The organism is Fictibacillus barbaricus (assembly GCF_031457135.1).
Classification (GTDB): Bacteria; Bacillota; Bacilli; order Bacillales; family Fictibacillaceae; genus Fictibacillus; species Fictibacillus barbaricus_A.
The window spans coordinates 94416-120749 of record NZ_JAVDWA010000005.1; the positions used below are offsets into that span (position 1 = coordinate 94416).

Genomic DNA, 26334 nt, shown 5'->3' on the forward strand with positions numbered 1-26334 from the left:
GCGGTGGTTAAAATGAACTTACATTTCTTAGGTACGGGCAGTGCCTATCCTGGTGTTGAACGTGACAATACGTCTATTTGTATTTCTTATAACGGCTTTCATGTTCTCGTCGATGTAAGCGGAAATCCTTGCAGAAAGCTGAAACAATTCGACATTGATTTAGAAGAGCTTGATGTCATCATCTTCACCCATTTCCACATTGATCATATTTACGGACTTCCATCTTTATTGTGGGGAATGTTGCTGGAAAACAGGCATAAGCCTCTCACTATCTATTGTGATAAAAGGAATAAAGAAAAGCTCGACAGCTGGTTAGACACAATGGGCATCGAAGAATGGGGAATTAAATTTTCAATCCATACGAGAACGTTTAATGGTGATCGAAACGAAAAACTGCTGACAGATAGCGGAATGAGTATTTCCTGCTTCCCTGCGCTTCACTCCGTGCCTACTGTTGGACTGGAAATTAAGACTGATCAGCAACTGACGGTTTATTCGGCAGACAGTAAAATCAATGCACACATTCAGTCCTATCAGCATATTGATGTACTCATTCATGAAGCGACCACAGCAAAGAAGCATGATCCTAATCATTCCAGCTTAACTGAAATTGCCGAATCCTATGAACTAAACGCTATTGATAAAGTGATTTTAGTTCATTTAAGTGATCATGAGCCATATGATGAAGAACTTACTCGTTTAAATACAAAAGGTAAAATTCAAAAAGCAGAAGAAATGATGAGCATCAAACTATAACTAAATATGAACAAGGATAGAGAACAGGAGAATCCCTTGGGTAATGAATCATCCAATTAAGTTGGATTATTCGTCAAGCTCAAGGGATTATTTTTTTCCTGAGATGGAGGAAGAGATGAAGGATATCAAAGGCTATATTTTTGACTTGGATGGAACGATTTATCTCGGAAATCAATTAATCAAAGATGCTGATCTGGTGATCAAAAGTCTTCAAAATGCCAGAAAGCACATTTTGTTTTTGACGAATAAAACCATTGAATCCAGGCAGAAATACGTAGAAAAGCTCAGTAATTTTAATATTCATGTGACGTTAGACAATATCTTGAATCCAACGGTAACATTAACGAATTATTTAAAAGTAAATCATCCTCAATCTAAACTTTATGTAATCGGTGAGCAGATTATAAAGGATGAGATCATCAATGAAGGATTTCAAATGGCCATTAAACCTGAAGAGACAGATATTGTGATTATCTCTTGGGATCGTGGTTTTCATTATGACCATTTGAATTTTGCTTATCAGGCGGTTAAGAATGGAGCGATGACAATCGCAACGAACCCTGATCGAACATGTCCAGTAGAATTTGGGGAGATTCCAGATTGTGCAGGGATGATTGGAGCATTAGAAGGTGTTACCGGGAAAAAGATCGATATTCAAATTGGGAAGCCATCTATATTAACGGTAGAAGCCGCGATCAATATACTTAACCTCCCCCCCGGACAATGTATCATGATTGGGGACCGCCTTGAAACGGATATAAAAATGGGACTTGATGCAGGGATGAAAACCGCCCTCGTGTTATCAGGGGTTACAAAGACTGACGATGTTCTAACTTCTGAATGGCAGCCTGATTATGTCTTTTCCTCAGTCAAAGGCATACTGTTCAACAAAGTTGTTTAATGGGAGGCTGTTTTCGCAATCATTGTTGTTTTTGAGTGCAGTTGATCTCCGTTTCAGGATGCTCGCTTTCCGCGGGGCGTGCGTTGAGCCCACTCGTCGCTCTGCGACATTGAATGGTCTCACCTGTCCCGCTGCTCCCGCAGGAGTCTCGCACCTTACACTCCAATCGCCTTGTCATTGGTGTTAAATTACAGAAATACTCCATTAGCAACAATCTTTTAGAAAAGAGCCTTAATAAAAAACAATATAAGAGGAGAAGGGGATTTTTTAAACCGGGTGAGGTGCAAAATTTAATTCCACCATACATTCCAAGCGTGAATTCACACATGAATTCACGTTTTTTTATTGCCCTGGTATTACTTCACTTATACGTATAGACATATTGCAACACAATAATCATATAATATAAAACAATATTAATTTATTGTTAAACGATAAATTAATATGATAAAATCATCTTGTCATTAACTAAGTGAGGTGTTTTAAATGGATTTTAAACAATCTTCAACCACTTTCTTAAAGGTAATCATTTTTCTGATTGGAATTGCAGTGCTTGCCGTGTGTATCTATTTGTTGCCTGAAGCAGCCAGAAGAGACGCGATAGAACGGCCAGGTGATTATTCGCTATATCCACTTTTGGTATGTGCATATGGAATATGTATTACCTTTTCTGCAGCGTTGTACCAAATATTTAAACTTTTAACCTATATCGAAAAGAACAATGTTTTCTCTGAGTTATCTCTTCAATCTTTGAATGTAATAAAGAAATGCGCTTTTACTGTCATTTTCTTTATTTTGGCAGCAATCGTTTATTTAAGGGTGCATGCTCAATTCACAGGTGATGATGCAGCAGGTCCAATATCTCTGGGTCTAATGGGAGTCTTAGCAACAAGCGTCATTATAGCTTTTGTGGCAGTTCTTCAGAAACCAATAAAGAATATCTTGGACTCACAGCCAAAAAACAATTAACATTTATATGAGAGGTGTTTTTTTATGAAGATAGCAACCACATTATTTATGAAAATAGCTGTTATTCTCATTGGAATTCCGGTTCTCGCTTTGTGCATCTTTCTGGTTCCTGAACTGGCAGATGCGGCAGCAGATTACTTAGGGATTCATTCCATAAAATATATCATTTTCATCCTTTTATATGGAGGGGCATTCCCTTTTTACTTCGCCCTTTATCAAACATTTAAACTGTTAAGTTATATTGACAAGAACATCGCTTTCTCTGAATTGTCTGTTCGAGCTTTAATGAAAATCAAATTCTGCGCTATTTCTATTTGCAGTTTGCATGTCTTAGGTTTGCCGCTTTACTATCTCGTGGCAGAAAAAGACGATGCGCCAGGTCTCATATTTGTTGGAATGATCATTCCTTTTGCTTCGTTGGTTCTCGCCGTTTTTGCTGCTGTTCTCCAAAGACTTTTGCAAGAAGCGATTAACATAAAATCAGAAAATGATTTAACGGTCTGAGGTGGAGATTATGGCCATTATTATTAATATTGATGTGATGCTGGCAAAACGAAAAATGAGTGTAACAGAGCTTTCGGAGAGAGTTGGAATTACTATGGCGAATCTTTCCATTTTGAAAAATGGGAAAGCAAAAGCCGTTCGTTTTTCAACATTAGAAGCGATATGCAAGACTTTGGATTGTCAGCCGGGAGATATTTTGGAGTACAAAAGCGACGATGACGTACAATAAAAACAGTTACCAACTTGTATGATTAGATAATGAAATGAGATAAAGGGATAGCGATTAAGCTATCCCTTCTTTGCGTTTATTATGGTTATTTAATTCGAGAGCCTTTTTTCATGGTCAATCCATCTGCTTATCATCTTTCATTAACGTTTTTAGATCTATTTTTAGCATCCGTTCCGTTGGATAAGTGGTTGTAAAGCGATATTTATTTGCACCAGATTCAAACAGGACATACAGTTCTTTTTTCACCGTTACAATCCCCTCCGGCATCGGAATAGCTGTAATACTTGCTCGAGGTTTCGAGGCTGCACCATCAAGGAACCAAAGTGGTACCTCTTTTCCATTTACTACGACATTGCCATGAGGCTCTTCTTTTAACGGATGTTCATAGCGATATAGAACGCTGTCATTCCCTCTTCCATAAGAAGTGCTCAGCGCGATTCCCATTTTCTGAACAATGGCACCCTGAACTTTATCCGTCGTCGATAATACATAATCCGGTGTTGCGGTTTTTGTCGGATCCTCATTCCATTGATCCTTCGAAAGATTATCGTTATTTCGCTCAAGATCGTAGCCTACCATCCAAGCGTATTGCATAACACCATCCCGGTTTTCGATGTGATGAGATGGATCTGTAGGATAGTCGTTTGCTTCATAAAACTCACCAACCCAAAGGATTCCTTCATCATACACATTATAGGCAGCTTCTACCGGCAGCGGGATTTGGTTAATAAAATGAATTTCCGCATTGTTATCCCCATTCACAACATCACTGATTTTCAGCTGGTATAAGAATTGTTCAGAGGCAATCCAAATATGGTCTCTACTGACCGTAATCCCGCCAGCATGACCTGTGTAAGGTGTGCCGTCTTCGTTATATAACAAGACAGATTTAATTAATTTTTCACTAGTAGCATCCGTTATCGTCAGCGTTCCAGGTCTTCCGTCATCTAAATAATTTACGGTGATCAGCCAGTCCTTTTTCTTATAATACGTAATTCCCTGTGGTACAATATCTTGAATCAATCCTGGAATAACAGGTCCATCATCGCTTATATCCCAGAGGTCCTGATATTTTGGATCTTTGATGTGAGGCAATCTTTCCTCTTGCGTAATGAGTTGATGAGACGGACGCACTACAGCCGGGATTGATTTCTCAGATACATTTCCTGAACTATCTTCTGCCGACATTTGAATCACGTAATCCCTGTTCCCCATAAGACCAGAGATCATAAATTCATTTTTGGAAGGATCTACTGAATATTCCAGCACTCCATTCTTATAAATATGATAACGATAAATATCAGCGTCTTCATTTAAGTTCCACTTTACTAAAATCTCGCCTGCTCCAGCATTTGCTTGAATGTTAGAAGGAACTGCAGGAGACACATGATCTGTCACTGGCCTTGGGGGAGCTTGTCCCGGTATGATCCATCCTGGTGTTGGATTTGCTCCGCCACCTAGATTTCTCATCGTTGTGCTCCCATCTTGGGGATATCCGAATTCAACTGATTTTTTCAAAAGAACATCGGCACCCGTATAAACGACCTTTATTACTTCTTTACCTTGGGGATTCAATAGTTTAATTGTTTGGCCCCCATTCACAATTCCTGGAACATTCTCTAGCATTCTTATTTGGTTTTCATTAATATACTTACTTTTGTATGAAGCAAAATAGTTATGATTAAAAGCTTCTAAACTTATAGACTGGACATCATCTGTTCTTGTCCACATAAGGTTCGTAGACCACGGCTGAATAAGAAAAGAATCTTGGATAGCTGCGTTCATTTTACCGGACTGAACACGATAACCTTTTAAATCAATCGGCTGATTGCTATTGTTATAGATTTCTAAATACTCAAAAGCATCGCTGCCTGCATAGTTATCCGTGTTCGGTATTATTTCAGTTATGAGCAGCGACGGAACACCTTCTAAGGCGCTGATTTTTGGAGCTGGAGCTAAACAACATCCCAGTAGGACCACTAGCATCACGAAATACGTCATCAATTTTTGAATCCTTACCTTCATAGTCTTCCTCCTCAAATAAAATATTTAATATACTAAAACATCCCGTGAATCCTGTGTTTCTGTGATTACAAACAAATAAAACCCCATGACCATTAACTGCATTACTAAATAAGCAATACACATTAATGCCACAGGGTTCTCCGATTCTCTGCCTGAAGACAATATTCATTATGTAAATATAAGGATATTAATACTATACAATAGCTTTACCATTCTTTCAACTCATTTTTAGAATTTTCTGAATTTATAAGGAGGAATTGATTTTACTCTACAAATCCAAGTTCCACAATTTTGGATCACCGGATGAAATAGCGAGCGCTCCGGCTTCAAGTCCATTCAAAATTTCTTCTTTATTACTGATGAGTCCACCTGCAATGATAGGAAGGTTTGTTAATCCTGTCAGCTCATCAATAACCGAAGGCATCAAACCAGGCAACACTTCAATAGCATCTGGTTTACATTGATGAGCGATTTCGATCCCCTTTTTTAAAGCATTTCGATCAATAAGGAACAAGCGCTGAACGGTCATTAATCCTTCCTCTTTTGCATACTTAATCAGGTTGCTTTTTGTTGTAATAATCCCCATCGGTTTCCAGATTTTCGCTATATATGTAATGGCGCTTCTCGTATTTGAAAGTCCGTCAATAAAATCAAGATGTACGAATGTCATTTTTTCTGCCTTATTTAATTGCTCTATATACCCTTTCGTAGTGATAATATCTCCGGTCAAAAGAAACGTAATATTGGCATTGGATGCTATAGCTTGTTGGATGTCTTTCTCATTTTTAATGGAGGAAATTACTTGTGATTGTACAATATCGACAATGTTGGGCATTTTCATTCTCCTTCTAAATTAGACATACACCAAAAAGTTCCACAATTATTGCACATTCTCCTGCCATCCTTTTGCGTGCTATTTTGAAAGCACTTGAACTAGTCCATAATGTTCCCTCTTCTTGGATTGAGCTGCAGCTCACTTCGCACATTGCATCTGCAATGTCTCACCTGTTCTTTTTTTGTATTTTCCGGGAAATTTTTTGTCGAAATATTAGATGTACAACCGACTTATTATAAAATAGCATCATATGTCCTAGAGAAATCATTACATTTAATCAAACTTTCTGAGCCTCGCAACTTCATAAAATTTACATCATTTTAAGAATGTGTTCATAAAAGCGCTTTTTGTTAAAATTCATCCTCATAAAGACCCTTCATTCTTTAAAATAACCATGATGATCTGACCATTCCGTTTCCATTTGCCTTTGCTAGCATTATGGATGTGAATCCTGACTGTTTGCATGAGGCAGTCAGGATGACCACAGACCATTTAAAGGGGATGGAATTGATGATCATCAAGAATGCGGTTTTTACTTCGATCTTTTCAGTTGGTATTATGGGAACTTTATTTGCTAATCCAAGCGTTGCATATGAAGAACCATCTAGAAAGATAGAAACAGTAGCCCATCGTGGAGCTTCTGGCTATGCTCCAGAAAATACGATGGCATCTTTCCAAAAAAGTGTTGATATGAAAGCTGATTATATTGAACTTGATGTTCAGGAAACGAAAGATGGAAAATTAGTTGTCATGCATGATGTGACGTTAGACCGCACAACAAACGGCTCAGGGTACGTAAAAGATCATACGCTTGAAGAAATTCGCAGGCTTGATGCGGGGAGTTCTTTTTCAAAAAAATATGCTGGTGAAATAGTGCCTACATTTGAAGAGGTTCTCGATAGATTTAGAGGTAAAACAGGAATACTTGTTGAATTAAAGGCAACTTATTACTATCCTGACATCGAACAAAAAGTAGCCAAGGCATTGATAGACCGCCAAATGGATCACCCGAATAATGACAAGATTATCATCCAATCCTTTGAACCCGATGCCATTAAAAAAATGGACGAGCTCCTGCCTAAAGTTCCTGTTGCTCTTCTCACTGGTAATCAGGAAGATCTTACAAACGAAAAATTAAACGAGATCTCTAAGTATGCAGAGTATGTGAACCCCTATCAAGGTTTAATCAATCCGCCAGCAGTGAAAAAAATTCATGATCATGATATGGGTGTTATGGGCTGGACAGTCCGTCATAAAGAAGAAGTTCAGCCTCTTTTAGACGCAAATATAGATGCTATTATTACAAATTATCCAGATTACGTTCCTTCACATTAATGAAATAGTCTGTTTTTTATTCATTGTAGCTTTTGAAAGAGGTTAATTTCCGTTGCAGTGGCTCGCTTTCCTGTGGGGGTGTGCGGTGTGCCTCGGTAGATGATGGATGAAGATCACAATTCGGTGAAGCATGCTTGCTCCTGCGTCTGTAAGTAAATGCTATCGAAACGGGCTTCCTCGTCGCATGCCTTGCAAGAAGATTAATCAGGTGGCAGGCACGCACCTTGCACTTCAATCAACTTTCATATGAAGTTTACTAAAATATACTAAAAGCAAAATTCTTTCAGAAAAGCGCCTAATAAAATGCAAAAAAGTGTTCAAGCTTATATAAGAGCTTCAACACTTTTTTTGGTTTATTGATGTTGGGCTATAATCTCGTCTAACTTTGCCACTTTTTCTTTTAGCTTGTTATTGATTTTTTCATTGATTGCCAATGATTGCTGTATTTTTTCTGAGACAAGTTTCATATTTTTCGCCTTCATTGCTTCTCTCATGGCTTTTTTCGTTTCATGTGATTCTTTTCTCAATGCTCTTAAATCTTGATGGATTTGTTTCATATCTTGTCTGAACGCTGATCTTTCATTATTTTTGTTTGAAGCCTCGTTTTTATTTACTTTCATATGGAGGTCAAATAATTGATCTCGCTTTTGGACAATCTGTTTTTTCAGCTCCAACTGTTCGATTTTAAGCTGATTTGCTTTATGAACATTCTCCTGAAAGTTTTCTATGTTTTTGAATTTCATTTCTTTTTTCTCAGCGGCTATCTTCACATTCTGTTCTGTTTGTGCTGAAACGACGGCAGCACTACCAGTGATCACCACAAATGCAATCGCTGACAGCATTAGTTTTTTCATAACTTTCACTCCTTTTAGGTTTGATACTATCATTTGTAAAAGGTGTGAAAATCTTACGTTCACATATATGTAAATTCTTTGACATTTTAATTGAGCTTTTTCAAGACCCGATTGACAGTCTCTCTTCTCAGACCAATAAACTGTCCGATTTCCTCTTGTGTCAGTACCTTTTCTACAGGCACATCAGGAAAATAACTTGCGAACCATTCTTTGAGCTTTAACACTTTCCCCTCTGGAGTCAGTATGGACATTTGGTTGATTCTTTGCTGCATCATCCGAAGTTTATTTTCTAAAAGGTGAGCAACTTCTTTATACATTTTTGGATTTTCATCTAATGAACTGTACCACTTCACTGGATCTATTTTTTCAACTTCTGAAGCAAGCAATGCAATAGCTGAACCATTGTACTCTTTTGGACTCGTCAGCGAATGATGCGGTATGACTTCACCCGGTACGATTAAATTTAACAGCACTTGGCTCCCATCTTCATGAATGCGGACAATTTTTAACAGACCCTTTTCCAGCCTGAATAAAGGTCCTTCTTCTCCTTGACGAAATAATGTTTCCCCTTTTGTTAAATACACGAAGATTCTCTCCCTTTTTTCGACGTTCCACACCTATTTCCTTAAACCTCCATACTATTTAAAAAGGAGGCTGAGGGATATGGACCATTTTCTTTTCTTTATACAGGAATTATTTTTATTGTACAGTATCGCACTATTAGGTTATATCCTTCGAAAACAAAAAGTCTTACCAACACGTACTGAGAAGGTTTTAACAGCCATTATTTTAAATGTGACCCTCCCAGCTCTTATACTGTTCGGGATGGATGTTTCTTTTTCCGTGGAAAATTTAAAACAATTCGGATGGCTTTCTTTTTTATCCGCTTTTGTACTTTTATTATCCAGTTTCATTGCTTCCATCTCTGTAAAAAAAATAAAACCTCCTAAGCTGCAGAGGAATGCTTTAGAAGGAATCATGATATTTGGTAATCAAGGATTCTTAGGGATTGCCGTTTGTCTTCTTTTATTCGGAAAAGAAGGCGTTTTGTATGGAACATTTTATAATTTTGTTTATTTACTGATCATCTGGTCATATGCCATATATCTTTTTGCGCGAGATTCAGATGCATTGAAATGGCGCAATATTTTTCTAAACTCAGGCATATTAGCTACTTTAACAGGTTTTATATTTATGCTTCTTCCTGGAACCCTTCCCCCGGGTCTATCAAGTACATTAGAGATGGTCGGGAAACCTACAGTTCCCCTTTCCATGTTGTTGATCGGTTCATTGTTAGGTACTTTATCCGTAAGAGAAATCAAACATTTTCTGCAAAACAAATGGTTATGGCTTGCTTCATTTTATAAATTAATTCTCTTTCCGTTGCTTTTGATTCCATTCACTATATTTTCTATTCCTTTTCCGATTCTTGCAGCAGCCATATTAATCGCAGGTATGCCTTCTGCTCCAACGATCTCCATGTATGCTGAACGCTATGGAGAAGATGCAGCATTTGCAGCAGCTGGTGCTGCACTCAGTACGCTGCTCTCTTGCTTTACGATACCAGCTCTATATGGATTGCTGCTAGTAATCTCTTCCCTTTCCTGAATCCGATATTTCTAAAAGTATTTCGGGATACGGCCGAAAAAAGGTTTGCTTTAGTAATTTTTTGTCATCAAAACGTACTGCATGTGCCTTTAAAAGAGTCGTAATACTCGAGAAAGGCTCTTTTTTGTCACTGTATTTTTGCATTAATTCATGAAAAAAGCTGATTTCGTTAGGTGACAGATTTGACTCAAACCTCTTAAAAATCTCTCTTGCCACATTCCGGTTCGAATCATTTCGAGCAGCACGATTAAAGACTTTGTGCAGTGCTTTAGAATAAAGTTCAATGGTTAACCGTTCGCCATTTTCCTGTGCTTTAATTAATATACGATCCATCACCTTTAAAGTCGGCCTGCTGTATGCCATCAATAAATAATAATTATTATCGTGAAACGCCATTATCGCATCTAACCCTTTTGGCAGCACTCTTCGAAACGAAGCGAGTGTAAAGAGCTTTGTATAAAACCGGTCCCGAATCGTAAAATTGTTTAATCGTCCCTCTTCCTCAACAGCTAAATGGGAAAAACGGTCTGCCACTTTCCCGCCGAACAAACCGCTGGCATTCCCGATCGCTGGTCCTTTTTCAGTCGAAGCATATACTTTTACTTCTTTTACACCGCATGATGGAGAGCGTGTTTTTAAAATGAATCCATCAGTATCGGTTACCGTGGATAAATAATTATCGGTAAATGAATGCATATCGGCCGTTACATCTCGCCCTGTAGATGGCTGAATCAATAAGTGTTCATGCACTTTTTTTACGATACGTATCGTTTCCCGAGGTGTACCGAGCCCTATTTCTACTTCAGGACAAACAGGTACAAAATCTACATAATCCATGAGTTTTTTGATTACATTATTGTATATCACATCGCCGTTATATCGGCATGCTTCAAACTCCAAACATTTACTGACAACTACTCGCGGTCTAGCGTATGCTTCCATTTCTATACTCCCTTTAATGATTGTTTTTACCATTCTTCCCCTATTTAAATGAATTTTTATCACGAATTCTGTAAAATGTTGGGTAGCGAGAGGAGAGATCAAGTGGCCTATTATGAAGATTTACGAAAACATGTCGGAAGTGCACCGCTCATTTTACCTGGTTCGGTTGTTATCATTACAAACGACAAAGATGAGATTTTATTACAGCACCGCCGTGATGGAGGCTGGGGACTCCCGGGGGGATTGATGGAGCTGGGCGAAAGTTTTGAAGAAACAGCAATACGCGAAGTAAAAGAAGAGACGGGATTTGATATTGCCGGCTTAACACAACTTCATGTTTACTCTGGAGCTGATCATTATTTACAAGTTCCAAATGGTGATGAAATGTATTGTGTAACCGCTCTTTATACGGCTAGCGAAGTAACTGGAGAGTTATGTATTGATGAAGATGAATCTTATGAGTTTCGTTATTTTGCTGCAGATCGGCTTCCAGAAGGATTGTTAAAAGGTGCAACAAAATACATAGCCTTATTTCTCGAACATAAAGAAAAGAACAGAGCGAACCGGTGATTAAGCCGGCGTTTCTGTTCTTTTTTGATTAAACTTCAGTTCGATATAGTCGCATACAGGAACATAACCGATGTTTTGATAGATTTTATTAGACGTCGGGTTAGCGAGATCAGTGTACAGGGTACAAAATTCATACCCTTCTTTCAAAAGGTGTTCACTCAATGCCGCTACGAGTGAGCTTGCATACCCTTTTCCTCTCCACTCTTTTGGCGTATAAACGAGATTCACAGATACCCCTTTAACATTGGGTCTCGTTTTGGATGCCATGGATATGGCACGGCCGTCTTCTTCCCAAATAAAAAGAGAGCCGCTTTCCAATTTCGTTTTTGCCAGCTCCTCCGCTTCACTTTTTGTTACCAATTGATTCGTTTCTTCTGTCATCCCTCGTACCCAATTTGGTAAAAACGACATGTCTTCAGCTCTTGCTTGACGCAGTTTCCCAGGACGTGCCGCTGGTTGTATGACCGACTTCAATGTATAAAGTCTAAGGTCCATCAGCACTTTTTCTTCTAACCTATTCTTTTTTGTCCATTGTTCAGAAAAAACTTTTCCTACTGCTTTCGGTGACATAATCTTATGGATCGCGTAATCTTCTTTTATTAAATATGCAACGAGATGAGGAACAGCAGTGATTCCATCTGCTTCTTCTTTTTCTAGCAGCAGCAGCGCGTACGGCGGAACGAGCATAGCCGCCAGCATTATTTTTCCGTTTTCTTTCACCGTGGCTAAGAATGGTTTTTCTTCTTCCCATTCTTTATCTCTAAAACTTATACAGTTTCCAAGCATGATCCCCGCTCTGTCTTCTTGACTGAGTAAAAAGGATTCCACTTCCTCATAAAAGGCAGGAATGGTTGAATACCGTGTAACTTCCATAAAAATGACCCTCTCTTTTTTTTCTATCTATAGATTGATATATTTCAATTTTTTACAAATTGATTCCTTCTTTTCATATAATCTTAATGTCTTTATTTGAATAAAGTGAGGGGATTTCTGCTATAATGGCGTTAACGTAAAGGAAGGTGTTCGGTATGGGTACACATGTATTTTCAAAGCGTGAAGAAATTGCAAATGCCATCACACATGGACTCGGTGTTTTATTAAGTGTTGCTGTAACTTCTATTTTGCTCGTGTTTGCCGTCTGGAAAGGAACAGCTGTTCATATTGTAAGTTTTGCTGTTTTTGGCGGGACGATGCTTTTACTCTATACAGCTTCAACACTCGTACATGCTTTTCCACAAGGCAAGGTGAAGGATCTATTCGAGATCATGGATCATGCCGCGATCTATCTATTTATCGCAGGAACGTACACACCGATCGTGCTGATTGTTGTTGGCGGTGTGTTAGGCTGGACTTTGTTTGGCATCGTTTGGGGATTGGCTCTCTTTGGAGTTGTCTTTAAAGCATTTTTTACGAAAAAATTCGTTGTATTGTCCACTCTTGGTTATGTCGCAATGGGCTGGCTGATTACATTTGCTCTCCATGATATTTCAGCGAACATGCCGTCAGCAGGCATACATTTACTTATAGCAGGCGGAATTATTTACACAATCGGCAGTATTTTTTATGTATGGCGAAGCTTTCCATTTCATCATGCGGTTTGGCACGTATTCGTATTAGCGGGAAGCATCGCTCATTTCCTCATGATGTTTTATGTATTGCCTCTTTCCTAGAATAACAAGGGGTGATGTTAGATGAAAATTATTTTACGAATTATGTTTTCGATTGCGTTCTTGCTGGTAGCATTCTTTGGACTCGGACCCGTACTATTTGCAGATGGAACAGCGGGAGAGCGAATTGTGACATTGGTTGTTGTTATAATGATTTTTATTTTGTTGTACATCCTTTATAAATGGGCGATTAAGAAGAGCAGAAATTAAAATCATTCAAACGTAAAACTCCTTAATGAGGAGTTTTTTCTTTTTTTTTATCATGTAAGTGTGTCTAAACTTGTCGACTCGGGAGTATCTGATCAAAACTCGGTGGATTATTGCTATTTCTCGGTGGATTATCGTCATTTCTCGGTGGATTATCGTCATTTCTCGGTGGATTATCACCCAGGAGATCTTCATTCAGAGCATCAACCATATAAATCTCAACTAAATACTGCAAAAATAAAAACGAACTTCCCAAAAATATAGGAAGTTCGCTCATCATCACTATTTTTTATTTAATAATCTGCAGTTCTTTTGGATATTTCGTCAATGTTTCGTATCCATTCTCTGTTACGACTACATCGTCTTCAATCCGTACGCCGCCGATGTCATCGATATAGATGCCTGGCTCAATCGTATACGTCATGCCTGGACGAAGAATTCCGTCGTTGTTATCACTCATAGATGGGAATTCGTGAACATCGATTCCAAGACCATGACCGATTCTGTGCGGGAAGTTGTCACCGTATCCTGCTTCTGTAATGTGGTTACGAGCGATCACATCAAGGTCACCGATACGTGTTCCTGGCTTAGATGCTTCCAGCGCTTTCAACTGTGCCTGCAGCACCGTATCGTATATTTCACGGCGTTTTTCATCCAGATCGCCAAACGCTACAGTACGAGTGATGTCTGAGCAATAACCATCTAAAACGACACCTAAGTCAAACAGAACAAAATCTCCGTGCTGGAGTTTTCTTAAACCAGGCTTACCGTGTGGCTGTCCTGCCTTCTCACCAAACAATACCATTGTTGAAAACGACATTTGGCTGATCCCTTTTTTCTTCAGTTCGTACTCAATCTTCGCAAGTACTTCCATCTCCGTTACGCCTTCTTTAAGTGCCGAAACACCTACTTCAACACCATAGTCTGCAAGACGTGCTGCTTCACGCAATGTTTCTAGCTCGCTTTCTTCTTTAATCAAGCGGAGCTCGTTCATCAGCTCTTCGGCACCAACTAGCTTAGCACCTTCAAACATACCAGCTAGTTTTTCTCCGCGTGCATATGGAAGTGTTTCTTTTTCAACGGCAACGGACGAAGCAGTAGTCACTCCTCGGCTAGCTAGTGCCTCTTGCACCTTTAGCCACGGATCTTCAGAATCACTGTATCCTACGATATCGTACGTCCAGCCGGCACCCTTCGCTTGAGAGCGTTCCATCCCTGGACAGAACATGAACGGCTCCCCTTCAGGAAGTACAACTACTCCTAACACACGTTCATGCGGATCTGTGAATAGACCTGACAAATAGAATACGTTTGCCGTCGTGTGAATGAACGCAAATGTATGTCCTTCTTGCTTTAGCCAATCCTTAACCTTTTGAATACGTCCTTCGTTCATATGTATACCTCCAATAAAAGCCCGCAGGCTAATAAATTAATCTCTCACTGTCTATTGTAAAATAAACGCCAAAGAAAAAACAGAAGCACACATCGCAAGTAGCATATGTGTGCTTATTTTTAAATTAGGCATTTCCCCAAAAATTCCTCATTTTCCCCTCATGACAAGTTGATTGTAGTGCAAGGTGCGAGACTCCTGGGGGATTAGCGGGACAGGTGAGACACTTCAGGTGCAAAGTGCCAAGGTGGCTCACCGCACGCCCCCGGAAAGCGAGCATCCTGGAACGAAAATCAACTACTCACACAAGCAACAAAGATTGTGAAAACAGCCTTTAATTAGAATTGTACTTTTTCTTCAATAAAGCTCTTCAGTTCTGCAATCTTCACACGCGTTTGTTCCATCGTGTCACGGTCACGAACTGTAACCATGCCATCTTCTTTTGAATCAAAGTCGTATGTGATACAGAACGGTGTACCGATTTCATCCTGACGGCGGTAACGTTTACCGATTGATCCCGTTTCATCGTAATCTACCATAAAGTCTTTCGCTAGTGAACCGAATACTTCTGTTGCTTCTTCAGAAAGCTTTTTAGATAATGGCAGGATTGCTGCTTTATATGGAGCAAGTGCCGGGTGCAAGTGCATTACCGTTCTGCTCGTGCCGTCTTCTAGCTCTTCGTCTTCATAAGCATCAATCAAGAATGCTAATGTTACGCGGTCAGCACCTAATGAAGGCTCGATGCAATAAGGAACATAACGGTCGTTCGTTTCTTGATCAATATAGTTAAAGTCCTCACCAGAGAATTCCATGTGACGCTTCAAGTCAAAGTCAGTTCGGGATGCTACACCCCAAAGCTCGCCCCAGCCGAACGGGAATTTGTATTCAAAGTCAGTCGTTGCATTTGAGTAGTGAGAAAGCTCATCTTCATTATGGTCACGAAGACGAAGATTTTCATCTGTCATACCGAGAGACTTCAGCCATTTTTCAGCTGTATCTTTCCAATAGTTGAACCATTGGATCTCTTCACCTGGCTTACAGAAAAACTCAAGCTCCATTTGTTCGAATTCACGTGTACGGAACGTGAAGTTACCTGGCGTGATTTCGTTACGGAAGCTTTTACCGATTTGTGCAATACCGAACGGAAGTTTCTTACGCATCGTACGCTGAACATTTTTAAAGTTAACGAAAATCCCTTGTGCTGTTTCAGGACGCATATAGATTTCGTTTGAGCTGGATTCTGTAACACCTTGATGTGTTTTAAACATTAAGTTGAACTGACGGATGCTTGTGAAGTCATGGCTGCCGCATTCAGGACAAGCAATGTTGTACTCTTTTACAAGCTCTTCCATCTTTTCGAACGGAAGACCGTCTACGATGATTTCTTTACCTTCTTTTTCAGCCGCATCTTCAATCAATTTATCTGCACGATGACGCGCTTTACAGTTTTTGCAGTCCATCATCGGATCATTGAAGTTTCCGATATGACCGGATGCTTCCCACGTGCGGGGATTCATCAGGATTGCTGCGTCAAGACCTACGTTATATGGAGATTCTTGAACAAACTTCTTCCACCAAGCTTTTTTTACGTTGTTCTTTAACTCAACACCTAGAGGACCGTAATCCCACGTGTTTGCCAAACCGCCGTAAATTTCAGAACCCGGAAATACAAAACCGCGGTGTTTCGCATGATTTGTGATGGTTTCCATGTTTTTAGACATTTTTTATTCCTCCCATTTTGGTTTTTGCCTTATATGGAAAGGACTTTTTTATAAAAAATAAAAAACTCCCGTCCCAAGGCGCTATGCCCAGGGACGAGAGTTATAGCTCCCGCGGTTCCACCCTAGTTGATCCGTTAGAAAAAATAACGAATCCTCTTTTCATAAAGCAACTCCGGACTGCCGTTTCACTAATGCCTCTTACCAGGCTTGCACCGCCCCTGGCTCGCTAAAAAGAAAATCAATTAGTTACTATTTATCCTTCATGGCTGCATATTCGTTTATATAATAAAGTAATATTACCAAAAAACAAAAACGTTAGTCAAAAGATTTTCGTATTATATGTGTAAATCTTTATTTTGGTGCAAGCTCTTGCTGAATTTGTTCCAAAGTTGGAAGAGCTGTCATCGCGCCTTTCACGGATACAGCGAGCCCGCCGGATATGCTTGCAAACTGTGCCAGCTCACACGCTTTTTCCAGAGATAAGTCATTGAGTTCACCATTATACGCGTTCAATCCATATAATATGCCAGAAACGTAAGCATCCCCGGCACCTGTAGTATCAACGGCTGCTGTTGCTTTTGCAGGGATGTACTCACCGCCTTCCTTTGTGACCACATAGCTTCCGTCTTCGCCTAAAGTGATGAAAAGAAGCGGAATATCGTATTGCTGAAGGATTTTTATCCCTTCCTCCACCTTTTTAAGACCAGTTATAAACTCCAGTTCTTCTTCTGAAATTTTAACAATATCCGCATGTGGCAGCATGGAAAGAATTCTTTCACGTGCTAATGCAGGTGTTTTCCAAAGAGAAACCCTTAAGTTAGGATCGTATGAAACCCACATACCGTTATCGCGGGCTAGTTTTACCGATTTTTCAGTAGCGCTTTTAGAAGGTTCATCGATGAGCGAAATCGATCCAAAATGAAAAATTTTATGCTCTTGGAACAAGCTCGGCTGCACGTCTTTTTCATCTAAAAAGCGGTCAGCACTCGGATTGATGTAGAAATCAAACTCTCGCTCGCCCTTTTCAGATAATGTCACAAAGACAGCCCCTGTCCGTACATGTTCTGTTTTGTACATATGAAACGTATTCACACCATATCCCTTGAGCGTGTCGATCATGAAACGGCCAAGAACATCATCCCCGACCTTGCCTAAAAAAGTAGATGGACAGCCGAGTCTTGCCAGTCCGACTGCCACGTTAGCTGGTGCACCGCCTGGACTTTTTTGATACGTCATATTCGTTTCATCTGTCGGGATAAAATCAACGAGGGCTTCACCTAGCGAAATGACTCCCTGCTTCATACCACTCCCCCCTTTTTGAAAAGCCGATTTGAATTATTTCATTTTCAGCTGCAACAGAGACGTTTCACCTTTAACAGCTTCAGAAGCTGCTCGCTTGTCCAATGATTCAACTTCATCACCGTTTGTGATCACGATCGGCGTAATCGTGCTGGATGCCTTCTCTTTGATCAAATCGATATCAAAACTTAAAAGTTTATCTCCCGCTTTGACTTTGTCACCTACATTTACATATCCTTCAAAGCCCTCGCCGTTCATGCTTACAGTCTCTAAGCCAACATGGATCAAAATTTCGGCACCGGTTTCAGATTTGATGCCGATTGCATGTTTCGTATGAAAGAACTGCACGATTTCCCCATCAACAGGCGATACAACTAAGCCTTCAGAAGGCTCAATCGCAATTCCGTCTCCCATCATTTTTTGTGCAAAGGTTGGATCGGGTACTTCCTCTATCGGAACAATTTTTCCCGTTACTGGAGCAACAACTGTTTCTTCTTTTTTCACTTCTTTTTTACCAAATAATTTATTAAACATCGTATATCACTCACCTTTCTCACTCTATACTTGTATAATTTACACCTGTCTGATTGCTTTAAAACATTTTTAATTAAAAGTAATGCAAGCGTAATCATAAAGTCAAACAGAAAGGTTGTTTTCGTAAAACTGTTTTCGTATTCATTGTTGCTTTTGAAAGTTGTTGATTTCCGTTCCAGGTTGCTCGCTTTCCGCGGGGCAGGCGGTGAGCCACATTCGTACGTTTCACGTATAAGTGTCTCACCTGCCCGCCTGTCCCGCAGGAGTCTCGCACCTTCTACTCCAATCAACTGTCAAAGAACACAATAAAAAGATAAAAAAAGCAACACTATTTAAGAAAAGAGCCTTTCGTAAACAATGTTGCTTTTAGGTGAGGTTAATTTCCGCTCTTTGTGGCTCGCTTCAATTAACCAGTCACTGAAGAACTTCAAAATCTATTTTTAGCAACAACCTATTTAAAAAACGAGAGTTAAGAAAGAGCATCCTATAAAGACAAAAAGAAAATAATACTTGTAAATGTAACCGTTTTATTTTACAATCACTTCATGCAAACGATTGCACCATACATGTCTATACAAATTTGTAAACGTTTAAAACATTTATCTCGCAATCTAATGAATGCGATTTCAAAACATCAAAGAAAGATATATACTTAAAGGAGGAAATCGTTTTGAAACAACGTAAAAAACTCATTTCGTTTGATTTCTGGCAAAAGCTTGGTAAAGCACTGCTTGTAGTAGTTGCGGTTATGCCAGCTGCCGGTTTAATGATATCACTAGGTAAGGTAATCGCCATGACGGCTGATGACATCGCATTTGTGCAAGCGCTTGCCCGTGTTATGGAAGATATCGGCTGGGCCATCATTACAAATCTCCATATCTTGTTTGCGGTGGCCATTGGTGGTTCGTGGGCAAAAGAACGTGCTGGCGGTGCGTTTGCTGCAGTTATTGCTTTTATACTTATCAACCGCATTACAGGTGCCATTTTTGGTGTGAACAGTGCAATGATGCTCGAAGAAGGAGCTAAGGTAAAATCTCTATTTGGTGAAAAATTGATCGTTGGAGATTACTTTACATCCATACTCGGTGCACCTGCTCTAAACATGGGTGTTTTTATCGGGATTATCTCCGGTTTCCTTGGAGCTGTACTTTTTAATAAATACTATAACTACAACAAGCTTCCAAACGCGTTAGCGTTTTTTAACGGAAAGCGTTTTGTTCCTTTTGCCGTTATTTTATGGTCTGTGCTTACAGCTTTAGTACTTGCTATTGTTTGGCCTTTTATCCAGTCTGCTCTGAATGATTTCGGGCGCTGGATCGCAACATCACGCAATACAGCTCCAGTTATCGCGCCGTTTGTTTTCGGTACGTTAGAGCGTTTACTATTGCCGTTCGGACTTCACCATATGCTGACAGTGCCGATCAACTACACAGAACTTGGCGGAACGTATAAAATTATGACGGGTTCAGGCGCTGGATCGTCTGTAGCTGGACAAGATCCGTTATGGCTCGCTTGGATCAATGACTTGAACAACTTCCGCGCATCAGGAGACACAGCTTCTTATAACACACTATTAAATGATGTTGTACCTGCCCGCTTTAAAATGGGACAAGTCGTTCTTTCAACCGCTTCACTTGTTGCGATCGCTCTTGCCATGTACATGAACGTTGATAAAGACAAGCGTACAAAATATAAGTCTATGTTTTTCTCTGCTGCACTTGCTGTTTTCTTGACAGGTGTGACAGAGCCGATCGAATTCATGTTCATGTTTGCAGCACCCCTTCTTTATGTGGTGTATGCAATCACAACTGGTCTTGCGTTTGCAGTAGCTGACTTGATTCATGTGCGTGTTCACGCATTTGGTTTTATCGAACTATTAACGCGTACACCATTACTCGTAAAAGCAGGACTGACACGCGACTTAATCAACTTTGCTTTCACATGTATCTTTTTCTTTGGACTGAACTTCTCCATTTTTTATGTATTGATCAAAAAGTTTAACTTGCCGACACCTGGCCGTGCAGGAAATTATATCGAAACAACAGAGGCTGATTCTACTGCAGCACCGGCTCAAACCGAAGCAGCTGCAGGACTAGATAACTCTCAAGCTTCAGCGATCATTGGCCTTTTAGGTGGATCAGCAAATATTGAAGACGTTGACGCATGTATGACTCGTCTTCGTGTAACCGTAAAAGATATCAATAATGTTGCAACCGAAAAAGAATGGAAAGAAAACGGCGCACTTGGTCTGATCCTTAAAGATAAAGGAGTTCAAGCAATTTACGGACCAAAAGCGGACGTATTAAAATCCGATATTCAAGATCGTTTGGGGATGTAATCCATGAAACTATTAACATTGAACGTCCACGGCTGGCAAGAAGAAAACCAGATGGAAAAGCTAGAGAGCCTGGCTCGCGACATTGCGAGTGAGCGTTACGATGTCATCGCGCTTCAGGAGGTCATGCAATCCATTGACGCTCCTTTTGTAAAGGGAAAAATCAAGCAAGATAACTATGCATTAGTGCTGATTCAGCTTTTACAGGAGCTCGGTATTCACGATTACGATTTTGTGTGGGATATGGCGCACTATGGTTTTGTTACGTACGAAGAAGGTTTAGCAATATTAAGCCGCCATCCGATTCACTCGAATAAAAGCTTTTTTGTGACGAAACTCCAAGATATGAACAACTGGAAAACAAGAAAAATCGTGCAGGCTGCTGTCTCCTATCAAGGAAAAGATATTCAATTTTTCTCTGGCCATTTCGGCTGGTGGAATGATGAGGTTGCACCTTTTAAAGAACAGATTGACGCATTAATGAAACATGTTCCTAAAGAGGGGCTTTCCTTCTTAATGGGCGATCTGAACAACGACGCCAACGTAAGAGACGAAGGCTTCGATTATGTCAAAGCGAAAGGATTTTATGACACATTCGAAATGGCTGAACAGAAAGACGATGGCATTACGATTAAAGGTGCGATCGCAGGCTGGAATCAAAACGGAGCTGAAGATGGACGCCGAATCGATTACATCTTAAGCAACCAGCCGTTAAACGTGAAACATTCAGCTGTGCGTTTTAACGGAAAAGAAACACCGGTTGTATCCGATCATGCCGGTGTCACAGTAACAATACAATTAGAAAACTAACAGACTAGCAGGGTGCCGTACCGAGGTATCCCCTGCCCTGTTGTAAAGAGACGATGGAGGTAACATTATGGAAAAAGTTTGGTGGAAAGAAGCCGTTGGCTATCAAATTTACCCTCGCAGCTTCCAAGATTCAAATGGAGACGGAATCGGTGATTTAAAAGGGATCATTCAGCGTTTGGATTACATTAAGGATTTAGGAATCGATGTCATCTGGATCTGCCCGATGTACAAATCTCCAAATGACGATAACGGGTATGACATTTCAGATTATCAGGACATTATGGAAGACTTCGGCACGATGGAAGATTTCGATGCTTTATTAAACGAAGTGCACAAACGTGATATGAAATTGATCATTGATCTCGTTCTGAATCATACGAGCGATGAGCACCAATGGTTTATCGAATCCCGTTCATCAAAAGACAATCCGAAGCGCGACTGGTACATTTGGAAAGACGGCAAAGACGGTAAAGAGCCAAACAACTGGGAAAGCATCTTCTCAGGATCTGCTTGGGAATATGATGAGAAAACCGGCCAATATTACCTTCATGTATTCTCAACTAAACAGCCTGACGTGAACTGGGAAAACCCTGAAGTACGTGATGCTCTTTACGATACGGTTAATTGGTGGCTTGATAAAGGAATTGACGGCTTCCGAATCGATGCAATCAGCCACATTAAAAAACGTCCTGGATTCCCTGATATGCCAAATCCGAAGAAAGAAAAATATGTTTCTTCCTTCGATATGCATATGAACCAAAAAGGGATCCACACGTTCCTTCAAGAGTTCAAAGACCGCACATATGCAAACTACGATGTGATGACGGTTGGTGAAGCGAACGGTGTAAAAATCGATGAAGCTGATCTTTGGGTAGGTAAAGAACAAGGTAAGATGGACATGATCTTCCAATTCGAACATTTAGGACTTTGGGATGCAGAAACGAACCCTGAACTCGATATCGTCGAATTGAAGAAAGTGCTGACTCGCTGGCAGAAAGGCCTTGAAAAAGAAGGCTGGAACGCATTATTCATCGAAAATCACGACAAACCCCGTGTTGTTTCCACTTGGGGCAACGACGAAGAATATTGGTACCAAAGCGCAACAAGCATGGGTGCGATGTATTTCCTTATGCAAGGTACACCATTCATCTATCAAGGCCAGGAAATTGGCATGACAAACGTGCAGTTTGAATCAATCGAAGACTATGATGATGTAGCGGTGAAAAACATGTACCGCATCAAGCGTGAAGAAGGCGTATCACATGAGGACATCATGGCCGTAATCTGGGCATCTTCCCGTGATAACAGCCGTACACCAATGCAGTGGGACAGCGAAGTTAATGCCGGCTTCTCAACGGCTTCTCCATGGATGAAAGTGAATCCGAACTATACAGAGATCAACGTAGAAAAACAGGAAAAGGATGAAAAATCGATCCTCAACTTCTACAAAAAGATGATTGCACTAAAGAAAGAAAACGAAATTTTCACGTACGGAACATATGATTTGCTGCTTAAAGACGATAAGCAAATCTATGCCTACACACGCACATTAGGCGAAGAAAAAGTAGTCGTGATCACGAACTTGTCTAAGAGTGAAGCAGTGTTTGAATCTGAGCTCCTGCTAAACTCAGAAAACCTACTGCTTGCAAACTTGGACACTACAGGACACGATGATTTAACAAGCATTATACTTCAGCCTTATGAAGCACGCGTTTACCGCGTTTTATAATTAAGAAATAATAAAAGCTGATACAAACTGTGTCAGCTTTTTTCCTTTTTGAATTGATTTATTGTTCATAAAAACTTCTCATTCAAAAAGACTGCCACATTCGTGACAGCCTTACTTTATAACGGCAGTTTCTTCTCATATGTAAAATAGGAGTACAGCCGGGTTAATACAATCAGTACACAAACCACACTAATCCCAGCCGTTATATTCGTAAACAAAGGAATCCATGCAAGAAGAAACGCAACAATCGCTGTAAAGTTACCAGAAAAACCATTAATCGGGGTGTTGCTTACAAAAAAGGTAGCTGCTCCTTTTAAAGAATTCGCATAACACGCTGAGTGATAAGGTCTCAATTTAAAGTACGCCCAAACCGTCACTAAATCGTCTCGATGTTTTATTGGCATTAAACAACTCTCGCAATACATTTCTTCTTTCATTTCCATCCCCCGACTTCAAACTTTTTTTATTACTACGCTTTCTCCAATACATATGTTTCATTGCAATAGGAAATAATGTACGTCAAAAAACGCTTCATGTCTTCCTTTCGAACGGCTTTTGAATGGTAGTACGACTCCGATTCAGGGTTGGTTCGTAATCGTGATCCTTCCAATAAAATCGGATGATACAATGCCGGTAATAACGGCAAAGTCTTTGCCACCGCTTCTGTTTTGCTGAAAATAGATTCGTATTTTAAAGATAAGAGAATTCTGCAAACCGTTATCACGCCAAATTCGACCCAGTCATCGTAAAAGAAACACATGTCGCGTTCTAATTTTTCGTTCCAATATGTATTTAAGTTATTATTTAGTGTCGATTGAACATCGCTCCACTGAACATTTAAATTCAGCGTGGAAATCGGCTTTCCGTACACGACGACCCCTTTGGTCTGAAGAAGCCACCAAGTTATGTTATTTAAATCATAATGACCATTATGCATTTTTCCTTCAGCATAAAATGGATAACGTTCTAAATCATGATTTTGCTTACCGATTTGTTCAATCGTCAAGTAAGAGCCATCCATTTTTGCACCGTAATGATGGGAATTGCTTCTCAAGTGAACAAGCTTCAGCTGCTCTATTTCATCTTTACTAATATTACCATTTAGCACCGTAATAAAATCAATGTCACTTTTATCAGGATCAAACGCACCAAGCGCAAGAGAACCATAAAGATAGATACCATGAATCCGATCTGCAGGCATAACCTCTAATAAAAGTGCAGTGTAAAGCTCCAAATATTCGCGTACATCATCTCGTAAATGTTCCATCCTATCCCCCCTGCCATTAATTATAAAGAAACTTACAATAAAATGGGAAAAGGTTTTTGGTTAGGATCATCTTAAAGGTTGTTTTCGTAACCTTTGTTGTTTTTTTGAGAGGTTGATTTCCGTTTCAGGATGCTCACTTTCCGCGGGGCGTGCGATGAGCCTCCTCGACGCTTTGCATCTGTGGAGTCTCACCCGTCCCTCTGCTCCCGCAAGAGCCTCTCACCTTGCTCTCCAATCAACTTATCAATGAAGTCACTTTACAAAAATGGCCCAAATGCAACAATCTTTTAGAAAAATGGCTGATACAAAAAGAAAGCACCCAAATTAATGGATGCTTTTTGGCTCTTGGTTTGGAGCTTCAACTTTTTGATCACGTTCACCTTTTTGGTACGTGATGCGACTAGGATTAAGTCCATGCCCAAGCGATTGATACACGTTGCCTGGTACTGGATCGATAAATTGATTGTTGTTCATATAAATACGCGGTGTTTTCCAAAGCGTTACGAGTGCTTGCCAGTGTGGCATCTCGTGATAGCGTTCAGGCCACATTTCTTTAATGTACTTTTTCACGAGCGGATAATATTTCGGGCTCATACCTGGGAACAAATGATGTTCCGTATGATAAGAAAAATTGAAATGCAATACATCCACCCACTTCGGTACAGTAACCGTCAAGCTGTTAGCGAGCGGATCGTTCACGTCCGTAATTGGATTCAAGCGGTGGTTAGTAGAGATATAGCTCATGACGATTGCATTTGCAATCAAGAGCGGAATCAATACAGCAAAGAACCACTTAATAGGTCCGAGCCATACTAACAAACCGATCCATGTCGCCCATGGCAACAACAGCTGAATCCAAACAGATGGCCGTTTGCTTGGCTTGAATTCTTTAATAAAGCGCTTAAACATGAACAGTCCGTGCGTCGTAAACGAAATCGACAAAAACGCAAAACTTACGATAGATCGCATCCACATCGGAAGCTTGTACACTTTTTGCAAGAAAGAATTATGTGACAAGTTTTCGAGTGTCGGCCATGCATCAGGATCCTTCTCATCATGCTGTGTGTGCACGTGATGAGTCGTATTATGCCACTTGCGCCACAACTTTGGCCCAACACTTAACGGCCAAAAGGCAACTGCTCCTAAAAAGTCACGCAGCCACGGCTTGCGAATCACCGTTCCGTGCAAGATTTCATGTCCTAAAAAACCCATTCCGGCAAAGCATGTTCCTAAAATGATCGCAATTCCAATTCCTAATCCAGGATGTAAATTATTTAATAAGCCGATTACTAAAATACCGGCGATAGCTATTAATAAATATGCTAATCCTCCCCATAACCTTGATGGTACTGGTTTGAATGCCTCTTTCGGCAATTTGGGAGCGATTTTGGCTGCGTACCAGCCAAAAGATTGTAAGTCTTTCAAACGCCCAACCCCTTTCAATCTAACTCTTCCGAATTGTCGTACTTGTTCATCGTAACAGGCTTTATTTTATGAAGCAACCATTTTTAATACCAGGTACTAATAGTTGGTATAATCGACCTATGTATAAATTTGGGGTCTGACCCCAAACAATTTATTTCCCGCATGGTTTTCCATTTTATTTTTTGGGTTTTTCACTGTAATTTATACATGAATTTTGCTATTTCCTATTTTCATTTCACAGCTTAAAAATATTTCCTAGACGCTGTTGGATAAAAACAAAAAAATAAGTAGTTCATTCAGGTAAAAAAAAGAAGGAATAGTACTTCCCAAAAAAATGTAACATTTTACCTAATACAAACTCCCTGTTTTCTTTTTAATCAATAATGGACATTTTATAGACATGTCCACTCTTGTTAACTATT

The 26334-nt window shown here is 40.0% G+C and carries 26 protein-coding genes and 1 other annotated feature; of the genes, 13 read left to right on the top strand and 13 right to left on the bottom strand.

Going from position 1 to position 26334, the window contains the following annotated elements:
• Positions 1 to 12 precede the first annotated feature (12 nt).
• From J2X07_RS14430 to J2X07_RS14450, 5 genes are all read left to right on the top strand, one after another.
• Complete coding sequence (locus tag J2X07_RS14430; RefSeq protein ID WP_310260091.1) at positions 13 to 756, top strand: MBL fold metallo-hydrolase; 744 nt, start codon at positions 13 to 15, stop codon at positions 754 to 756.
• 115 nt (positions 757 to 871) lie between these two features.
• A complete protein-coding gene (locus tag J2X07_RS14435) occupies positions 872 to 1657 on the top strand; it encodes an HAD-IIA family hydrolase (RefSeq protein ID WP_310260094.1) in 786 nt (261 codons plus the stop codon).
• Positions 1658 to 2143: 486 nt separating this feature from the next.
• The gene (locus J2X07_RS14440; RefSeq protein ID WP_310260098.1) at positions 2144 to 2626 is read left to right on the top strand and encodes a DUF2975 domain-containing protein; all 483 of its coding nucleotides are present in this window, start codon (positions 2144 to 2146) and stop codon (positions 2624 to 2626) included.
• Positions 2627 to 2650: 24 nt separating this feature from the next.
• On the top strand, positions 2651 to 3130 hold the full coding sequence (locus tag J2X07_RS14445; RefSeq protein ID WP_310260101.1) for a DUF2975 domain-containing protein: 480 nt from the start codon (positions 2651 to 2653) through the stop codon (positions 3128 to 3130).
• A gap of 10 nt (positions 3131 to 3140) precedes the next feature.
• A complete protein-coding gene (locus J2X07_RS14450) occupies positions 3141 to 3359 on the top strand; it encodes a helix-turn-helix domain-containing protein (protein WP_310260104.1) in 219 nt (72 codons plus the stop codon).
• 114 nt (positions 3360 to 3473) lie between these two features.
• On the opposite strand, the gene J2X07_RS14455 is transcribed toward J2X07_RS14450, so the two are convergent.
• Together J2X07_RS14455 and J2X07_RS14460 are read right to left on the bottom strand one after the other, a co-directional pair.
• Positions 3474 to 5384, bottom strand: coding sequence for a lamin tail domain-containing protein (locus J2X07_RS14455; RefSeq protein WP_310260107.1), 1911 nt, complete (start codon positions 5382 to 5384; stop codon positions 3474 to 3476).
• Between the two features lie 268 nt (positions 5385 to 5652).
• A complete protein-coding gene (locus J2X07_RS14460; protein WP_310260110.1) occupies positions 5653 to 6219 on the bottom strand; it encodes a glycerol-3-phosphate responsive antiterminator in 567 nt (188 codons plus the stop codon).
• A 477-nt stretch (positions 6220 to 6696) separates the two neighbouring features.
• Here J2X07_RS14460 and J2X07_RS14465 point away from each other — a divergent pair, with 477 nt between their 5' ends.
• Complete coding sequence (locus J2X07_RS14465; protein WP_310260113.1) at positions 6697 to 7554, top strand: glycerophosphodiester phosphodiesterase; 858 nt, start codon at positions 6697 to 6699, stop codon at positions 7552 to 7554.
• A gap of 353 nt (positions 7555 to 7907) precedes the next feature.
• Here the strand turns inward: J2X07_RS14465 and J2X07_RS14470 are convergent, their stop codons facing one another.
• The gene (locus tag J2X07_RS14470) at positions 7908 to 8408 is read right to left on the bottom strand and encodes a hypothetical protein (protein WP_310260115.1); all 501 of its coding nucleotides are present in this window, start codon (positions 8406 to 8408) and stop codon (positions 7908 to 7910) included.
• Positions 8409 to 8494: 86 nt separating this feature from the next.
• Positions 8495 to 8992 carry a Crp/Fnr family transcriptional regulator gene (locus tag J2X07_RS14475; RefSeq protein ID WP_310260118.1) on the bottom strand — a complete coding sequence of 166 codons (498 nt, stop codon included), beginning with the start codon at positions 8990 to 8992 and terminating at the stop codon, positions 8495 to 8497.
• 79 nt (positions 8993 to 9071) lie between these two features.
• On the opposite strand from J2X07_RS14475, the gene J2X07_RS14480 reads away from it, so the two are divergent.
• Positions 9072 to 10016 (top strand): AEC family transporter, encoded by a 945-nt coding sequence (locus J2X07_RS14480; protein WP_310260121.1) that lies wholly within the window; start codon positions 9072 to 9074, stop codon positions 10014 to 10016.
• Here the strand turns inward: J2X07_RS14480 and J2X07_RS14485 are convergent.
• Positions 9993 to 10958, bottom strand: coding sequence for a YbgA family protein (locus J2X07_RS14485; protein ID WP_310260123.1), 966 nt, complete (start codon positions 10956 to 10958; stop codon positions 9993 to 9995). The two genes, J2X07_RS14480 and J2X07_RS14485, sit on opposite strands and share 24 nt — an antisense overlap.
• Before the next feature lie 102 nt (positions 10959 to 11060).
• On the opposite strand from J2X07_RS14485, the gene J2X07_RS14490 reads away from it, so the two are divergent.
• Positions 11061 to 11528, top strand: a complete 468-nt coding sequence (locus J2X07_RS14490) for an NUDIX hydrolase (RefSeq protein WP_310260125.1) — start codon at positions 11061 to 11063, stop codon at positions 11526 to 11528.
• Here the strand turns inward: J2X07_RS14490 and J2X07_RS14495 are convergent, their stop codons facing one another.
• Positions 11529 to 12401 carry a GNAT family N-acetyltransferase gene (locus J2X07_RS14495; protein WP_310260128.1) on the bottom strand — a complete coding sequence of 291 codons (873 nt, stop codon included), beginning with the start codon at positions 12399 to 12401 and terminating at the stop codon, positions 11529 to 11531.
• Between the two features lie 155 nt (positions 12402 to 12556).
• On the opposite strand from J2X07_RS14495, the gene trhA reads away from it, so the two are divergent.
• Positions 12557 to 13198 carry a PAQR family membrane homeostasis protein TrhA gene (gene trhA / locus J2X07_RS14500; RefSeq protein ID WP_310260132.1) on the top strand — a complete coding sequence of 214 codons (642 nt, stop codon included), beginning with the start codon at positions 12557 to 12559 and terminating at the stop codon, positions 13196 to 13198.
• Positions 13199 to 13219: 21 nt separating this feature from the next.
• Positions 13220 to 13405, top strand: a complete 186-nt coding sequence (locus J2X07_RS14505; protein WP_310260134.1) for a DUF6954 family protein — start codon at positions 13220 to 13222, stop codon at positions 13403 to 13405.
• Between the two features lie 286 nt (positions 13406 to 13691).
• On the opposite strand, the gene J2X07_RS14510 is transcribed toward J2X07_RS14505, so the two are convergent.
• From J2X07_RS14510 to J2X07_RS14525, 4 genes are all read right to left on the bottom strand, one after another.
• Entirely contained in the window at positions 13692 to 14795 is a 1104-nt protein-coding gene (locus J2X07_RS14510) for a M24 family metallopeptidase (protein ID WP_310260138.1), read from the bottom strand.
• A 335-nt stretch (positions 14796 to 15130) separates the two neighbouring features.
• Positions 15131 to 16513 (bottom strand): glycine--tRNA ligase, encoded by a 1383-nt coding sequence (locus J2X07_RS14515; RefSeq protein ID WP_310260140.1) that lies wholly within the window; start codon positions 16511 to 16513, stop codon positions 15131 to 15133.
• An 86-nt stretch (positions 16514 to 16599) separates the two neighbouring features.
• Positions 16600 to 16786, bottom strand: a binding site (T-box leader).
• Between the two features lie 78 nt (positions 16787 to 16864).
• Positions 16865 to 17815 carry an aminoimidazole riboside kinase gene (locus J2X07_RS14520; RefSeq protein WP_310260143.1) on the bottom strand — a complete coding sequence of 317 codons (951 nt, stop codon included), beginning with the start codon at positions 17813 to 17815 and terminating at the stop codon, positions 16865 to 16867.
• Positions 17816 to 17848: 33 nt separating this feature from the next.
• Positions 17849 to 18346 carry a PTS sugar transporter subunit IIA gene (locus J2X07_RS14525; RefSeq protein ID WP_310260146.1) on the bottom strand — a complete coding sequence of 166 codons (498 nt, stop codon included), beginning with the start codon at positions 18344 to 18346 and terminating at the stop codon, positions 17849 to 17851.
• A 670-nt stretch (positions 18347 to 19016) separates the two neighbouring features.
• Between J2X07_RS14525 and J2X07_RS14530 the strand changes: the two genes are divergently transcribed.
• The 3 genes from J2X07_RS14530 (at position 19017) to J2X07_RS14540 (ending at position 23220) form a co-directional block, all read left to right on the top strand.
• Positions 19017 to 20684, top strand: a complete 1668-nt coding sequence (locus J2X07_RS14530) for a PTS transporter subunit IIBC (protein WP_310260148.1) — start codon at positions 19017 to 19019, stop codon at positions 20682 to 20684.
• A gap of 3 nt (positions 20685 to 20687) precedes the next feature.
• Positions 20688 to 21491 (top strand): endonuclease/exonuclease/phosphatase family protein, encoded by an 804-nt coding sequence (locus J2X07_RS14535; RefSeq protein ID WP_310260151.1) that lies wholly within the window; start codon positions 20688 to 20690, stop codon positions 21489 to 21491.
• Between the two features lie 67 nt (positions 21492 to 21558).
• A complete protein-coding gene (locus J2X07_RS14540; RefSeq protein WP_310260155.1) occupies positions 21559 to 23220 on the top strand; it encodes a glycoside hydrolase family 13 protein in 1662 nt (553 codons plus the stop codon).
• Between the two features lie 116 nt (positions 23221 to 23336).
• On the opposite strand, the gene J2X07_RS14545 is transcribed toward J2X07_RS14540, so the two are convergent.
• The 3 genes from J2X07_RS14545 to J2X07_RS14555 all read right to left on the bottom strand — a co-directional run bounded on the left by J2X07_RS14545 (position 23337) and on the right by J2X07_RS14555 (position 25912).
• Positions 23337 to 23657, bottom strand: coding sequence for a hypothetical protein (locus J2X07_RS14545; protein ID WP_310260158.1), 321 nt, complete (start codon positions 23655 to 23657; stop codon positions 23337 to 23339).
• A 32-nt stretch (positions 23658 to 23689) separates the two neighbouring features.
• The gene (locus tag J2X07_RS14550; RefSeq protein ID WP_310260161.1) at positions 23690 to 24487 is read right to left on the bottom strand and encodes an aminoglycoside adenylyltransferase domain-containing protein; all 798 of its coding nucleotides are present in this window, start codon (positions 24485 to 24487) and stop codon (positions 23690 to 23692) included.
• Between the two features lie 324 nt (positions 24488 to 24811).
• Positions 24812 to 25912 (bottom strand): fatty acid desaturase family protein, encoded by a 1101-nt coding sequence (locus J2X07_RS14555; protein ID WP_310260164.1) that lies wholly within the window; start codon positions 25910 to 25912, stop codon positions 24812 to 24814.
• Between the last annotated feature and the right edge of the window lie 422 nt (positions 25913 to 26334).